The organism is Akkermansia sp. JRP_AM1 (assembly GCF_049262625.1).
In the GTDB taxonomy this organism is placed as follows: Bacteria; Verrucomicrobiota; Verrucomicrobiia; order Verrucomicrobiales; family Akkermansiaceae; genus Akkermansia; species Akkermansia massiliensis.
This window is the reverse complement of record NZ_CP118234.1, coordinates 172939-187423: the sequence shown is the minus strand read 5'-3', so window position 1 is coordinate 187423 and position 14485 is coordinate 172939. Positions and strand designations below refer to the sequence as shown.

Here is a 14485-nt window from a genome sequence, read left to right as displayed (position 1 = left end):
GGTCGGAGCAAGATTAAAGTAAATAATTCTGTTAATTTATTTCTGAGATTAACTTCTCTACTCCCCTGATAGAATCCATAACTTCATCAGGAGTAGGTTCTCTTTCTTTAGAATGAGCGCTCATATTTCTAATATCTCCGAGCCTTTGTATTAATCTCCAAGTTGGGAGATCAATGATTTCTAATTTTTTTAATTCTTCATTAAAATCAGATATTGTTGGATTTTGTTTCCGGAATATAATGTTATGAAATTTACACACTTTTAATAAATGAGTTTCGAGAGTTACTCCTGCTAGTACTCCAGCTGCCCTTATGTACTTTTTATTAAGTAAATTTTGTGCAGCTTGCAACTCATTTTCAAAGAGTTCATATTGTAACAATTCTTCAATATTTTCTAATTTAGAATCTATAAGTTTTAAACAAGCTTCTAATATTGAAATTTGTATAGACATTTTTGAAGAAAATATACTAATACGATCTACAATTTCCTCTGATCCTTTTTTAACGACTAATCCTAAAAAATAATCACTTATTGTATATGTTAAAGAATCGATACTTTTTCTTTTTTCTGTTTTATATAAATCGTAAAATTCCTGATGTCTATCAGGTAATATCTGCCGTACGATATTGTAGGATTTTGTAAACCAATCTTGATAGGAGGAAAGCAGCGAGAGATTTTTGTTTTTGTATTCTTGATAGCTCGGTTTATTTTTTATTATATTTTCTGTTTCTTTAGGAATCTTTTTATATTTAATGGCTTCGTCTATAAGAATCATGTTGCCGTATTCATATAGATATTCTAATTCACGTTTTATATGTTCTTTGCTTTTTGACATAAATTATATTAAAATGATTAAGTTGATTAAAGGGAACCTTTAGCCGTGACCCATTTGCCGCGTTTGATGACCCGATCAAAGGAAAGGCCGTGATGTTCCGCTGCCGCCTTCGTTTCTTCCCACTGGGAGGCCAGAATCCCGGAAATGACCAGCACGGCATCCTTCTTCATCGCCGCGATGATATGGGGAAAAGCCTTTTGCAGAATGGTGGAAAACAGGTTGGCGACGACCAGGTTGCCCTTCTGCCGGGCTGCGGGCGTCCATTCAAAGACGTCCCCTACAAATAAATCCAGCTGTTCCGCCGTGACGGCATTGCGTTCCATGTTGTGACGGGCCACTTCAACCGCCATGGGGTCAAAGTCGAAGGCCGTGGCGTGTTCCGCCCCCAGCTTCAGCGCCGCAATCGCCAGTACGGCGGTTCCGCAGCCGATGTCCGTCATGGTCCAGGCTGTTTCTTTGCGTGATTGGGCGAAGTCGGCAATGAAGCGCAGGCAGGTGGACGTGGTGGCATGGTCTCCGGTGCCGAAGGCCATTTCCGCCGGAACGCTCAGGATCCGGCGTCCGGGGAATTGTTGTTGCAGGGCGGCAAGCTTTTCTGCGGAGCTCTGTTCCGTGATGACCAGGGAATTCCTTATCCTGAGCGGGGCGCGTTCCTCCCGGTTCTGGGCCGCCACCCAGTCACGTGTCTTGATTTCCCGGACAGTGCCGCCAAAATACTGCTTCAGGGTCAGGGCGTCTTCTTCCCGGTCACAGTAAACGGTAATCCTGATGGTCTTGCCTCCCTTGATGATGGTGATGGAGGCATTGGGATTTCCGGCAATGCGCTCACTCCACGCGTCTTCCCATTTGGCGGGGGACAGTTTGTTCCAGCTCCAGGTCATGCGGGGAGTATGGAAGCTTTTCCGGCAGGAGGCAAGGACGGATGCAACGGAAGGAAAAGTTGAAGAAAGCTGCAATGGGTTATCCATTCCAGGGGGTTATTCCCATAAAGGCCATGAAGCGGCGCAGGGGCTTGCGGCGCTCCGGAAACTGGCCGGAACTTACAGGGATTTTCCGTTGGGCCACATCAGCATCCGTTTCAGGAAGCGTTCATTGTTGACGGTGACCTTCGGGAAGAGGCGCCTGCTGGATTCCTTGAGCGCCCTGATGGCGTCTTCGCCCTGCAGCGGCGTGCGGTCCGAACCGCCGATGACGGCGCGCAGCCATGCGGTCTGGGGCATGTCATAAGCTTCCACGGCTTTGAAGGGCATGCGTTCACGCCAGTTGGCGCCTCCCGTGGTGCCGGGAATGTTCAGGCGCTTGTTGACGTCAAAGAGGGCGGGCCAGAGGATGGCCGCGTAACGGGAGTTGGAACGGAACAGGGCATTGTACATGGCCGTCTTGATTTCCAGGTTCCAGCAGGAGAGCCATGTTTCCGGCTGCATGCCGGCGAAGTCCGCAAACCATTTCAGCAGGCGCGCTCCGTCTTCCGCCTGGTGCACAATGCTTTCCTGCTCCGGGCCGGACGGCGTTTTGGGAGAGGTGCCGTCCCACAGGCCCAGTTTCTGCGCACGCTCAATCTTGGCGTAGCTGTCATTCCAGGTCTGCATGATGGTTTCAAAGTCATGCGTGCCGAACGCCGCAAAGGAGCATTCATGGTATTCCTTTCCGGGGGTGATGGTGCCGTCCGTCCTGATTTCCCAGTGGGGTATCTTGAAGCCGGGAATGTTAAGCTGGCGCATGTTCGGGCGCACGTAATCCGGCACGCAGCCCAGGTCTTCCCCCACCACGCTGACCCCGGGGGCGGCGGAGAGCAGGAGGCGCAGGTACAGGTCTCCGTCCGTCAGGTTCAGGTTGCGGTCCACGGCGTTGTCATCCCCGCGGGGCTTGAAGCCGGGAAGCCTGCCGCCCGTCCTCTGGGCCGCCTGCTCAAGGGTAAGAGGCAGGAAAACCTCGTTTTCCGTGGGTTTCCACGGGAAGGAGTAAATGCGGTAAAAACCCAGGATGTGGTCAATCCTGTACATGCTGAAAATCTTGGTGCAGTATTTCACCCGGCGTCTCCACCAGGCAAAGTTGTCCTGGGCCATGACGTCCCATTTGTACAGGGGAATGCCCCAGTTCTGCCCCCATTTTCCCGTGAACGGGTCCTCCGCGTAATTGCCTTCCGCCGGGGCACCGCCGCACCAGTCCGTATCAAACAGGTAGCGTTCAAAGAAGACGTCCGCGCTGCTCAGGGAAACGCCGATGGGGATGTCCCCCATCAGTTTCACGTTGCGTTCGTCCGCGTAAATCCGGATGAATTCCCACTGCTTTTCACAGAGCCATTGAAGCCAGCGGGTGAAGTCCTTTTCCTCCTCGTAATCGGCGGCGATGGCCTTGGCCCGTGCGGGGTCCTGTTCCGGCCAGTGCCACCAGATTTCCGTGCCGAACAGGTCACAGAGGACCTGGAAGCAGGCAAAGTCTTCCAGCCAGCTTCCCTGTTCCCTCACCCATTCCCGGAACTTGGGCATGATGCCTTCATATTCCGGCTTGGTCTTAAAATTGTTCCATGCATCCCGCAGAATCCACATTTTCCAGAACCTGACCTTGGGGTAGTCCACCAGGTTGGGGCCGGAGGGCTGTTCCCACGGCAGCGTATCCCCGGTTTCATTGAAGACGCGTTCTTCCAGGCCGGGAATGGTCCAGGGTTCCAGGGAAAGGTACAGGGGCTCCAGAGCGATGGAGCTGATGGCGGAATAGGGGGAAGGGCATTCGTCCCGCCCCAGGGCATTGACGGGCAGGAGCTGGAGAAATCCCACGTGGGCGTCCGCCGCCCAGTCAATCCACTGGCGCAGGGCCGTCAGGTCCCCGATGCCGTGGTCGTTGTTGCGGCGCAGGGAGAACAATGGCAGAACTACGCCGGCTAATCTCTTTTCATCCATATCAGAACGCATGCTTGAACGGTTTCCCGGATGGACCTGTGCCAGCCGTGGAAACCGTGAGAGGCAGAATAGCATTCCCCGGAGGAATGCGGCAAGCCTAATACGTTGCCTTTGCGCCATGATTCGGGGTTGGCGCAGGAAAAACGCGCGGTAGTTTTCCCGCCTGTCCGGCATGAATGGAAGGCGCTTGGACAGGAAAGACAGGATTTTTCTTTTTGAAATGGCATCCTGAATAAACAGGCGCAAATTCTGCTTCCATCCGCAATCTGTGCCAGTTAAAATCATACGCAAATGAAATTGGCACTTCTCCCTTCCGCCCTGCTGGCGCTTCTGGCTTCCTGCGGTCCCAACAAGCATATGAATGCCTGGGAGCGGCAGAGTTCGGCGCTGGATCCCGTGGGCATCACGTCCAAGAAAATGGCGGCCAAACACAGGGCGGACCAGGCGTCTTACAAGCCGGGGGAATCCGTCACGTTCAAGAAGGAAAAGTTGATGGTGTTCGAACAGAATCCGGAGAATAATTTTTCCACGAGCGGAACCGTCAAGGGGGGCGTGAAAACAGCCAAGGTGCTGGTTTGCGGAGATTTGTTCGCCAAGGTTGAATTTGAGGACGGCAGCCAGGGATACGTGAGCCTGTCAGAAGTAGTCAATCCGCAGGAAATGATGGGCTTTTATCCCGTCACCGCTCCCGACATGGCAGGGCCGGACGGGGCCCTGCTTCCGCTGCCCGCCAATATGGGCGCCGTCAGCCCGGAAGCCGCAGCGGCTTCCCGTGAGCTGGATATGTCCCGCATGAACACCTCCCTGGTTCCTGTGCCGGACTCCGCTTCCCCGTCACCTTCGGGAGCCGCGCCGCAGGAAGCCCCTCCGGTCAGTGCGCCTCTCCCGGAATCAAGCGTGAAACAATAAGCGCCTTTGGCGCAGATGCCGGGGAGCAGGGATGGGACGATATATTTCGGCTCGCGCCGTGCTGGTTTCCCTGAATCCTGTTTCCTCCCTGCCTGACCAATGGCGGCAGCCTATTCCGCCGTCAGTTCATACGCCACGGCATCCGTTACGGTGACGGTGGCGAATTCGCCGACAGGCAGCGTCAGGGGGACGGAAACGGTGCCGTCGATGTCCGGGGCGTCCCATTCCGTTCTGGCAACGCCGGGAGCGTCCACCAGCACGCGGATTTTCCTGCCGATCTGTTCCTGGCCCGTTTCCGAGGCAAGGCGGGTCAGGAGCATGGTGGCTTCATTGTAGCGGCGCGCCTTGGTGCGGTGGTGCACCTGGTTCGGCATCTTGTAGGCCTTCGTGCCTTCCTCCCGTGAGAAGGTGAAGATGCCGGCCCGTTCAAAGCGGAACTCCTCAATGAACTCCATCAATTCCTGATGGTCGTCCTCCGTCTCTCCGGGGAATCCGGTGATGAAGGTGGTGCGGATGGCGATTCCCGGAACGGCCTTCCGGATGTCCCGCAGGAGGTTGCGGATGTAGTCCCCGTCCGTCACGCGCTGCATGGCGCTGAGCATGTTGCCGGAAATGTGCTGAAGGGGGATGTCCACGTAGCGGGCCACCTTGGGGCTTTCCGCGATGGCGGCGGTCAGTTCGTCGCTCCAGTGGGCGGGGTGGGTGTAAAGAAGCCTGATCCAGAATTCCCCTTCAATGGCGTTCAGGGCGCGGATCAGGGAGGCCAGGGATTCCCCGCGGGAGGAGTCCACCGCGCTGCGGCGGTTCGGGCGCGCATCCGTCCATTTGTCCATGCCGTAGTAGGTAATGTCCTGCGCAATGAGGCAGATTTCCTTCACGCCGGACCGGATGAGGGCTTCCGCTTCACGCACCACGTCCTGCTGGGAGCGGCTGCGGTGGCGTCCCCGGATTATCGGGATGATGCAGTAGGCGCAACCGTGGTTGCAGCCTTCCGCTATCTTGATGTAGGCCGTATGCGGGGGAGTAAGGCGGTAGCGCGGCGTGTCCCAGTCCGGAACATACTTGCACTTGCCTTCAATAAAATTTTATCCGGAGCGGTCCGCTCCATCACCTTCGTGATGATTTCCGGGAGTTTGGTGACCTGGTCCGGGCCGATGAAGGCGTCCACCTCCGGCAGCAGGGCGGGCAGTTCCTTCTGGAAGCGCTGGGACAGGCAGCCCGCTACAATCAGCTTCTGGTTTTCCGGATAAGCTCCGCTCTCCCGGGCGCGCACGACGTCCAGAATGGCGTCGATGGCTTCCTGCTTGGCCTGGTCAATGAAAGCGCAGGTGTTGACTACCATCACGTCCGCCAGCTCAGGTTCCGGAGTCATGGTCATGCCGGCCTTCTGCATGTGGCCGATCATGATTTCAGAGTCAATCAGGTTCTTGGGGCAGCCCAGGGAAATAAGTCCAACGGTGAGAGGCATGGCAGTGAGTGAAAAGCGTGATGGCGTCAGTCCCCGGAGGGGGAGTCGTCCCTGACGACGACGAGGTCGAACGGACGGATGTCCACGACGCGCACAGGGGTACCCTTAATGAGTATGCCTTGTCGAGAGAAAACCTCGCATATTTCGCCATGGATCATGGCCTTGCCGTTGGGCTTCAGCTCCGTGACGGCGTTCCCCCGGTCGCCTACCTGCACGCGCGCAATGTTGACGGCTTCCCCGGCGGGGCCGCCGCTGACCGTGGCGTTCGTGACGCGGCGCATCAGGACGGAGTCCGGCAGGTACTTCATCAGCACGGCGATCAGGATGGCGCCCCCGGTCAGGCCCAGGGCCAGTTTCAGGAGGGGGATGCCCAGGACCATCGCCAGCGTGTTGACGTCGTCCCACTGTCCGTTCCGGATGATGTGGTCCCATTCCCAGGAGCTGATCATGCCGCCGAACAGGGCCAGGAAGATGCAGATACCGCCCGCAATGGCCGCAATGAAGGTGCCCGGGATGACGAAGAATTCCACGCACAGCAGGACCACGCCCAGAATGAGCAGGGCCGCCGTTTCATACCCGGCCAGGTTCCCAGCGATGTTGTTGCCGAAGAAGAACAGGGCAAACGCGGCAATGGCCACGATGCCGCCGATGCCGAACCCAGGCGTCTTGAATTCCATGTAGATGCCGCCGATTCCCAGCAGGATCAGTATGGGGGAGGCCCACGCAATCCAGAGGCCGATGCGTTCAAAGGCGGTGGGTTCCGCCGTGACCGTGGGGGCGTCCACCTTCTCCTGGGCCAGCAGGTCCGTGACGGAGGTGGCCGTTCCCTGGGCCAGCAGGGGCCTGCCGTCTTCCAGCCGCGTGGCGGCCTCCTTGCCCGTCAGGGTCAGGAGCGCGCCTTTTTCCAGCTTGACGGGGCCGAATTGCTGCTCCTGGTCGGAGGGGATCATCATGGCCTTCACTACTTCCGGGCGGTAGCCCTTTTCCGTTACCACGGAGCGGGTGAAGGCCCAGAAGGCGCTTTCCGCCTTCTTGCGCATGACGGGGTCCATCTCCTCCCCGGAGGAGGTGATGATGCCCGCCGCGCCGATGGAGGAGACGGGCGCCATGTAAATCTTGTCGCACGCCGCGGAGATGAGCGCCCCGGCGGACATGGCCTTGGGATTCACGTAGGCGTAAGTGGGGATGGTCAGCGGCTGGATGCTTTTCATCATCATCTCGCTGGTTTCCCAGGCCAGGCCGCCGGGCGTGTTCAGGTCAAACACCACGGCGCGCGCCTGTTCCTCCTGCGCCCGCTTCAGGATGCGGTTCATGAAGCCGAAGCTCTGCTTGCTGGTCAGGGAGTCCTCCCCCACCGGAATGACCACTACCCGGTCGCGGAAGGATTCCTCCGCGGCCGCCCGGAACGGGGAGCCGGCGAACAGGGCCAGCAGAGCCAGCAACAGAAGGTGAATGTGCTTCATGCAGACAGGCTAACACGTTCCGCGCCCGCGCTCAATGGGGAAATGCGTTCCGTGCGGACGGGGAGGCCGGATGCCGCCGCGCCGTTTCACCCGGTTTTCCTGAGGAACACGGGAGCTCCTCTGTTTTTCCAGTGCGCGCCCGGTTGTTTCCTCCCCCTGTTTTCCTGTGAATGGCGTCCTGATTCTGTCTTCTTGTGCACCCGGCGGGGCTGTGATAGACTGGCCGCGCCTTATGGGAAGGATTGATGAAGACAGCATCCGGCGCGTTCTGGAAGCCACTGACATTGTAGATGTGGTGGGTTCCTATCTTTCCCTGAAAAGGGCCGGGTCCCGGTGGAAGGCGTGCTGCCCGTTCCATAATGAGAAGACGCCTTCCTTCATCGTGGACCAGACCCGGCAGAACTTCAAATGCTTCGGCTGCGGGGAAGGGGGATCCGCCATCACCTTCGTGATGAAGATGGAAAACCTGGGCTTTGCGGATACCGTGCGGCGGCTGGCGGAAAAAGCCGGCATTACCCTGGTGGAGGAAGTGTATGACGCCGCGGAGGAAAAGCGGCGCAAGGCGCGCACGGCCCTGCTGGTGGCCCATAAGAAGGCGGCCGAGTTTTTTCACAGGCTCCTGCTCCGCTCCCCGAAGGCGGCGGAGGCCAGGGCCTACCTGAATTCCCGCGGATACGGGGCGGACATGGCGAAGCGCTGGCAGGTGGGCTGGGCTCCTGATTCTTCACGGGAGTTCCTGGCCTGGGCGCGTAAGGAGGGGCTTCCGGACCAGGTTTTGATAGATTCCGGCCTTGCCAACCGCGGAGAGCGCGGGGACCTGTACGCCCGGTTCCGGGACAGGCTGATGTTCCCCATTAACAATGTGTACGGGGAATGCGTGGCGTTCTCCGGACGAATTCTGCGGCCCCAGGAAAACGTGGGCAAGTACGTCAACTCCCCGGAAACGTCCATTTTCAAGAAAGGGGATGTGGTGTTTGCCCTGGACAGGGCGCGCGGTCCCATGGGGAAGAGCGGCAAGGCCCTGCTGTGCGAAGGGCAGCTTGACGTCATCGCCTGCCATGAGGCCGGCATTTCCTTTGCCGTGGCTCCCCTGGGAACGGCGTTCACGCCGGAGCACGCCAGAACGCTTTCACGCTATGCCTCCCGCATTGTCGTTTGTTTTGACGCGGACAAGGCGGGCATGGCGGCGGCGGACCGCGCCTTCCGGGAGCTGGCCCCATTCGGCAAGGATGTTTACCTGGTGAATCTTCCGGAGGGGGACGATCCGGACTCCTTCATGAAGAGGGAAGGGAAGGAAGCGTTTTCAGAGATGGTGGAGCAGGCCCGTCCTTTCTTTGAGGTCCGCATTGAACGCGCCAAGGAACGCGGCCTGCTGACTGACGCCGCCGCCAGCGCCGCCTTTGCCCGTGAGATGACGGCTCTGCTGGCCTGCATGAGCGACCCCGTGGCCCGCGACCTGGCAACGGCGGACGTCGCCACCAGGATGCGCACGACCGTGAATGACCTGCGGAGTGCCGTCAGGACGGCCGGACGCCGCAAGGGAAGGGAACAGGCACAGTCCGCGGACCGTGCGGCGGCTGCGGAAGTTTCTCAGACGCAGCCCCCCGTGAAGATGGACCGTGCCGTGGCCGTGCTTTGCGAGTTGTCCCTCCAGAACGCCCGTGCCCAGGGGCTCATCGTGGACCGTATTGAAGAATTGCTGGAGCCGATGCGGATGCTGCAAGGGGGGGGATCCTGAAAAAAATCCTGGCACGGCTTCCTTCTCCGGACAGTCCCGCGGCCATTCAGGCTTTTCTGGCGTCCCTGCCACAGCCGGAACGGGATGCCCTGAACCTGCTGAACCTGGACCCGGTGCCCATCCCCGATGTGGACCGGAGCGTCCAGGAAGCCTGCTCCGGCATTGCTAAGGCGGCCCTGGAAAGGCATATCGCGTCCCTGATGGCGGAATTGGCGGACCCCTCCACGGACGCCGCCAGAAGGCTGGAATTATCCAAACTTAGTGTTGACTTGAAGCGTTTGCTGGGTACAATGTAGTGCCTCGATACCTCCGGGTATTGATATAATGGTGAATTGTGCCCTCTTCTTTTCAAGATATGTCCAAATCCGGTGACCCATCCTCCTCTTCTCCCAAGAAGACTTCCGCCAGCAAAAAAGCTTCTGAATCCAAGGAAAAAGTAGCATCCAAGCCTGCCGCAAAAACTTCCAAAACCACTTCCAAGGCAGCCCCTGCCAAAAAAGCCCCCGCCAAGGCCGCCGCTCCGGCGGCTAAAAAGCCCGTTGCCGCCAAGCCCGCAGCGGAAAAGAAAGCCCCGGTGAAAAAGGCGTCTCCGGCCCCTGCCGCCGGGAAGGCCGCAGTACCCGCCAAAAAGGCTCCGGCAAAGGCGCCCGCGGCCGCACCGGCCAAGAAAGCCGCCGCTCCCGCCGCCAAGAAGGCTCCTGCCAAGCCGGCGGAAAAGAAACCCGCCGAAAAGAAGGCCTCCAAGCCTGCCGCTAAGGCGGAAGCTCCCAAGAAGTTGAGCGAAATCCTGGAAGAGGAACGCAAGAGGGCCGCCAGCCGCAAGGTCACGAATCCGATTGACGCCCCGGAAATCCAGGAAAAAATCCGTGAACTGATCAAGCTCGCCAAGGAGCAGGGCTACCTGACTTTTGACGACATCAATGACTCCCTTCCCAACGACATCGTTGACCAGCAGGACTATGAGGCCATCATGGACCGCCTGCGCAGCATGGCGTTTGACATCATTGACGCGTCCGACGTGGACAGCTACACGGACCGCACCCGCATCAACACGGAGGAAGAAGACGAGGAGGAAAAGCTTGAAGCCAAGATGGACATTCTGGACGACCCCGTCCGCATGTACCTGAAGCAGATGGGCCAGGTTTCCCTGCTCACCCGTGAAGAGGAAGTGGCCATCTCCAAGAGGATTGAGGATGCGGAACAGAACGTCCAGCGCTGCGTGCACCGCTTCGGCTTCATTGCGAACGCCTATCTGGACGTGGCCTACCGCCTGCTGGACAACGAGGAACGCTTTGACCGCGTCATCCTTGACAAGAAGATCGACTCCCGCGAACGCTACATGAAGGGGCTGGCCCAGCTCTGCGCCCAAATCCAGCAGACCCATCAGGACGCTTCCAGCGCCTTCCGCAAGCTGTACCGCAGCAAGGAGGCCGCCAAGTCCGTGAAGGCCCGCCAGGCGGAGTTTGACAAGATCACCGGCGTTCTGGTGAAGCTCTTCGGCCGCCTGTACTTCAAGCACAAGGTGATTGAGGATTTCTGCTCCATGATTGACGAGGCCCGCGACCGCGTGCTCCGCATGCAGAAGAAGGTAGCCCAGGACCCGTCCAACAAGGAGCTCAAGGAACACCTTGCGGAACTGGAACTGCGCATGTGGATGACTGCGGATGAAATGGGGAAGCCTATCAGGAGCTCCGCAAGTGGCTCCGCGAAGCCCGCCGGGCCAAGGACGAGATGGTGGAAGCCAACCTGCGCCTGGTCATTTCCATTGCCAAGAAGTACACCAACCGCGGCCTTTCCTTCCTGGACCTCATTCAGGAGGGCAACATGGGCCTGATGAAGGCGGTGGAAAAGTTCGAATACCGCCGCGGCTACAAATTCTCCACGTATGCCACCTGGTGGATCCGCCAGGCCATCACCCGCTCCATTGCGGACCAGGCCCGCACCATCCGCATTCCCGTGCACATGATTGAAACCATCAACAAGCTGATGCGCGTTCAGAAACAGCTGGTGCAGGAATACGGCCGTGAACCTACGCCGGAGGAAATCGCGGAGGAAATCCACCTGCCCGTGGAACGCGTGCGTTCCGTGCTGAAAATGGCCCAGCAGCCCATTTCCCTGCAAGCCCCCGTAGGGGATTCCGACGACACCTCCTTTGGTGACTTCATTGAAGACAAGGCGGCGGAAAATCCCATGGAGGAAGCCTCCTTCTCCTTCCTGAAAGAGAAAATCAAGGATGTGCTGGACACCCTTACGGACCGCGAGCGCGAGGTTATTGAACAGCGCTTCGGCCTCCGGGACGGCAGCCCCCGCACCCTGGAGGAAGTGGGGCGCCAGTTCAGCGTCACGCGGGAACGCATCCGCCAGATTGAGGCCAAGGCCCTCCGCAAGCTGCGCCATCCCACGCGCATCAGCAAGATCAAGGGATTCCTGGAAATGACGGAATCCTGACCGGATTTGCGCCGCATGCCGTGCTACGCTCCGTGGTCATGAAGACCTGCGTGGCCGCGGCATGCGGCATTTTCATTTTACTGGCTTCCTGCTCAGGCAGCGGGGAATTCAAGCCCTCTTTCAACCAGCCCCTCCAGCCCGTGATGCAGCCGGGCTTTGTGTACGTGGACCAGGTGGCCCCGCTGGTGAAGACCAACCTGAAGTATGCCGGGTATGACAATTTCGTGGGGCGTCCGCTGGACGGCTACCACGGCAGGCGCGCCATCCTGCGCACCCAGACGGCGCACGCCCTGAAAAAAGTCTCGGAAGACCTGTACAGGCAGGGCTACCTGCTGGAAATCTATGACGCCTACCGCCCCCACACCGCCGTGCTGGACATTTGCAAATGGGGCGCGGACGCCGGAGACCAGAAGATGAAAGCCCGGTATTACCCGAACATTGACAAGGCCAAGGTGTTCGGGGACCACTACGTGCGCGACTTCTCGGAACATTCACGCGGCGTGGCTGTGGACGTCTCCCTGCTGTATGCCAAAACTGGAAAGCCCGTGGACATGGGCGGCCATCATGACCTGCTGGACCCCAGTTCCGCTACGGACACCGCACTGGTGACCCCGGCCCAGCACCGGAACCGGATGATTCTGAAAAAGGCTTTTGAAAAGCAGGGGTTCGCCAACTATTCTCCGGAATGGTGGCACTACCGCCTGCTGAATGAACCCGCGCCCTCCCTGCATTATTACTTCCCGGTGTGGGACGGCATGGCCTCCCGGTAAATCTTTGACGCGTCCGCTGTCACGGACCGGGCATTTTATCCTTTGATTTTTTTCCGACGGAAATAGGATGGCGGAATACTGAAGAATTTGACCAGATGAAAGAAGAACATTCCCATGATTCCGCCATGCAGCCCGAAGCCTACCGCTGGGCTGCCGTAATGGCCCTCCCTCTGCGTCTGGTAGTAGGCTGGACGTACTTCTCCGCGTTCTGGCGCCGCCTGGTGCTGGAAAACAAGCTGATTCCGGATGATCCGGGATACATCGGCGTCAAATTCAACCACTTCCTTCCCAATGCGCTGGGAATCAAGCCGGTCATTGAATATCTGGTGACGCACCCGTCCGAACTCTGGTGGTTCATGGTGGCGTTTACCATCATTGAATTCCTGGTGGGGCTGATGCTCATGCTGGGGCTGCTGACGCGCCTGGCGAGCGTGGGCGTTTTCTGCCTGGCGCTGGGCATTCTGCTGGGTTCCGGCTGGCTGGGAACCACCTGCCTGGACGAATGGCAGATAGGCATTCTGGGCATGTGCGCCGGACTGCTCCTGTTCCTGACCGGGGGCGGTTCCTGTTCGCTGGACGGCAGGCTTTCCAAACTTCCGTGCTGCGCGCGCCGTTCCTCCCTGTTTGCCTGGGTGGGGTCCGGTCCGCTGCCGCTGGGATACGGCCGCATGGCCCGCGTTTCCATCTGGGGAGCCGTGTTCATGATGCTGGTCACGCTGGGAACCAACCAGTTCTTTCATGGCGGCGTATGGGGGCCGCTCCATAACAAATCCGTGAAGCCCCTGCTGGAAGTCAGCGGGGCCTCCCTGTCCGGGCAGGAATTGCGCTTCAACGTATTCCGCACGGAAGGCGTGGATACCTACGGCTCCTTCCTCGTCCGCATCAGGCTGACGGACGGCCAGGGCAACACCCTGTGGAAAATGGAGGCGGACCAGCTTTCCGCGCTTCCCCCCTCCGCTATGGAGAACGCTTATCTGGCAAAGGTCAAGCCGGGCGCCTTCGGGCTGGTCGTTCCGCTGGGGGCCAGGGCCGGCGTAACACTCCCCGCCGCGCTTTCTGCGGTTCCGGAAGGTCCGCTTTCCGTAGTGCTGACGGATGTAAGCGGCAAGGAATGGTCCGCCCCGGTCCGGAAGGCCGGCGGCGTATGAGCGGCCCCGGAAGAAGGAGAAAGGCAGGATAAAAGGAAAGAATTCCCGGCTGGGGATTCTTTCCGGAGGTGGCTATGTTTGTCCGTGCTGCGCTGTTTTTCATCTTCGAGAGCTTCTTTGTTTCAAAGCGATACGTTCCTTTCCATCTTGACAGAATAAAGGGAGGGGATAAAAGGGGAGTAATGAAAACTACCCTGATCATACTCTGTCTCGTCTGCTTTTCGGCCGTTTCCCCGGCGGAAGAAACCTTGAAATACCTTCTCAAGGAAAGGGAACGGCTTTTATCCAGCATGGCTGAACTGGCGCAGGAACAGTACAAGTCCGGCATGGTTCCCTGGGAGGAAGTGACGCGGGCCAACTTGAACTTGCTGGAATTCCGCCGAAACAACGCCGGATCTCTGAAAGAAGCCATCGCCGTCCAGAAGGAACTGGTCAAGTATCTGGAGCAGCTCTTTCGGGATGCGGAAAAGGCCTATGCTTCCAGCGTGGGAGATAAAATGATGGTTCTCAAGGGCCGGGACGCATGGCTTGCCGCCAAGTGCACCCTGTTGTCCATGGAGAGCCGTTTGGGAGGGGAAGGGAAGTAGCCGGAAGCTGCGGCCGCACGGTGGCGGTATAAACGGCATTTGTTCATGCCGGGTTTTTCCATGCCGCTGAAAGGCGCGCATGGCTGTTGTGAATGATGGTTCCCCGTATTGGGAAAGCCCCTGTTTTCTTTCCGGACGCGGGAGGCCAGGGTATTCGTGCAGCGTTTGCCGCTGGACGCGTCCTTTCCGGATGCGGCGGCAAACCGCAACCCATGTTGA

10 protein-coding genes and 2 pseudogenes are annotated in these 14485 nt (G+C 58.4%); 7 read left to right on the top strand and 5 right to left on the bottom strand.

The window, feature by feature from the left end:
- Positions 1-31 precede the first annotated feature (31 nt).
- From PVA48_RS00800 to PVA48_RS00790, 3 genes are all read right to left on the bottom strand, one after another.
- Positions 32-835 carry a hypothetical protein gene (locus tag PVA48_RS00800; RefSeq protein ID WP_423232082.1) on the bottom strand — a complete coding sequence of 268 codons (804 nt, stop codon included), beginning with the start codon at positions 833-835 and terminating at the stop codon, positions 32-34.
- Between the two features lie 26 nt (positions 836-861).
- Positions 862-1716, bottom strand: coding sequence for a 50S ribosomal protein L11 methyltransferase (locus PVA48_RS00795; protein ID WP_102728434.1), 855 nt, complete (start codon positions 1714-1716; stop codon positions 862-864).
- A 159-nt stretch (positions 1717-1875) separates the two neighbouring features.
- The gene (locus PVA48_RS00790) at positions 1876-3747 is read right to left on the bottom strand and encodes a 4-alpha-glucanotransferase (protein WP_180975165.1); all 1872 of its coding nucleotides are present in this window, start codon (positions 3745-3747) and stop codon (positions 1876-1878) included.
- A gap of 279 nt (positions 3748-4026) precedes the next feature.
- Between PVA48_RS00790 and PVA48_RS00785 the strand changes: the two genes are divergently transcribed.
- On the top strand, positions 4027-4644 hold the full coding sequence (locus PVA48_RS00785) for a hypothetical protein (RefSeq protein WP_146021105.1): 618 nt from the start codon (positions 4027-4029) through the stop codon (positions 4642-4644).
- 110 nt (positions 4645-4754) lie between these two features.
- On the opposite strand, the pseudogene rimO reads toward PVA48_RS00785, so the two are convergent.
- Both rimO and PVA48_RS00775 read right to left on the bottom strand, forming a co-directional pair.
- A pseudogene (gene rimO, locus PVA48_RS00780) lies at positions 4755-6112 on the bottom strand (30S ribosomal protein S12 methylthiotransferase RimO).
- 26 nt (positions 6113-6138) lie between these two features.
- Complete coding sequence (locus PVA48_RS00775; protein WP_102728277.1) at positions 6139-7575, bottom strand: NfeD family protein; 1437 nt, start codon at positions 7573-7575, stop codon at positions 6139-6141.
- Positions 7576-7807: 232 nt separating this feature from the next.
- On the opposite strand from PVA48_RS00775, the gene dnaG reads away from it, so the two are divergent.
- From dnaG to PVA48_RS00745, 6 genes and pseudogenes are all read left to right on the top strand, one after another.
- Positions 7808-9313 (top strand): DNA primase, encoded by a 1506-nt coding sequence (gene dnaG / locus PVA48_RS00770; RefSeq protein WP_309557028.1) that lies wholly within the window; start codon positions 7808-7810, stop codon positions 9311-9313.
- Positions 9314-9426: 113 nt separating this feature from the next.
- Positions 9427-9609, top strand: a complete 183-nt coding sequence (locus PVA48_RS00765; RefSeq protein WP_309557029.1) for a hypothetical protein — start codon at positions 9427-9429, stop codon at positions 9607-9609.
- 59 nt (positions 9610-9668) lie between these two features.
- Positions 9669-11761, top strand: a pseudogene (rpoD, locus tag PVA48_RS00760) (RNA polymerase sigma factor RpoD).
- 38 nt (positions 11762-11799) lie between these two features.
- The gene (locus PVA48_RS00755; RefSeq protein ID WP_022396683.1) at positions 11800-12531 is read left to right on the top strand and encodes a M15 family metallopeptidase; all 732 of its coding nucleotides are present in this window, start codon (positions 11800-11802) and stop codon (positions 12529-12531) included.
- A 95-nt stretch (positions 12532-12626) separates the two neighbouring features.
- A complete protein-coding gene (locus PVA48_RS00750; protein WP_215451193.1) occupies positions 12627-13679 on the top strand; it encodes a TQO small subunit DoxD in 1053 nt (350 codons plus the stop codon).
- A gap of 182 nt (positions 13680-13861) precedes the next feature.
- Positions 13862-14266, top strand: coding sequence for a hypothetical protein (locus PVA48_RS00745; protein ID WP_102728280.1), 405 nt, complete (start codon positions 13862-13864; stop codon positions 14264-14266).
- The last annotated feature ends 219 nt before the right edge of the window (positions 14267-14485 follow it).

Excerpts from the sequence above, each read along its gene's own strand:
- PVA48_RS00800 (WP_423232082.1), bottom strand. The coding sequence starts at position 835 with ATGTCAAAAAGCAAAGAACATATAAAACGTGAATTAGAATATCTATAT.
- PVA48_RS00795 (WP_102728434.1), bottom strand. The coding sequence starts at position 1,716 with ATGACCTGGAGCTGGAACAAACTGTCCCCCGCCAAATGGGAAGACGCG.
- PVA48_RS00790 (WP_180975165.1), bottom strand. The coding sequence starts at position 3,747 with ATGCGTTCTGATATGGATGAAAAGAGATTAGCCGGCGTAGTTCTGCCA.
- PVA48_RS00785 (WP_146021105.1), top strand. The coding sequence starts at position 4,027 with ATGAAATTGGCACTTCTCCCTTCCGCCCTGCTGGCGCTTCTGGCTTCC.
- PVA48_RS00775 (WP_102728277.1), bottom strand. The coding sequence starts at position 7,575 with ATGAAGCACATTCACCTTCTGTTGCTGGCTCTGCTGGCCCTGTTCGCC.
- dnaG (WP_309557028.1), top strand. The coding sequence starts at position 7,808 with ATGGGAAGGATTGATGAAGACAGCATCCGGCGCGTTCTGGAAGCCACT.
- PVA48_RS00755 (WP_022396683.1), top strand. The coding sequence starts at position 11,800 with ATGAAGACCTGCGTGGCCGCGGCATGCGGCATTTTCATTTTACTGGCT.
- PVA48_RS00750 (WP_215451193.1), top strand. The coding sequence starts at position 12,627 with ATGAAAGAAGAACATTCCCATGATTCCGCCATGCAGCCCGAAGCCTAC.
- PVA48_RS00745 (WP_102728280.1), top strand. The coding sequence starts at position 13,862 with ATGAAAACTACCCTGATCATACTCTGTCTCGTCTGCTTTTCGGCCGTT.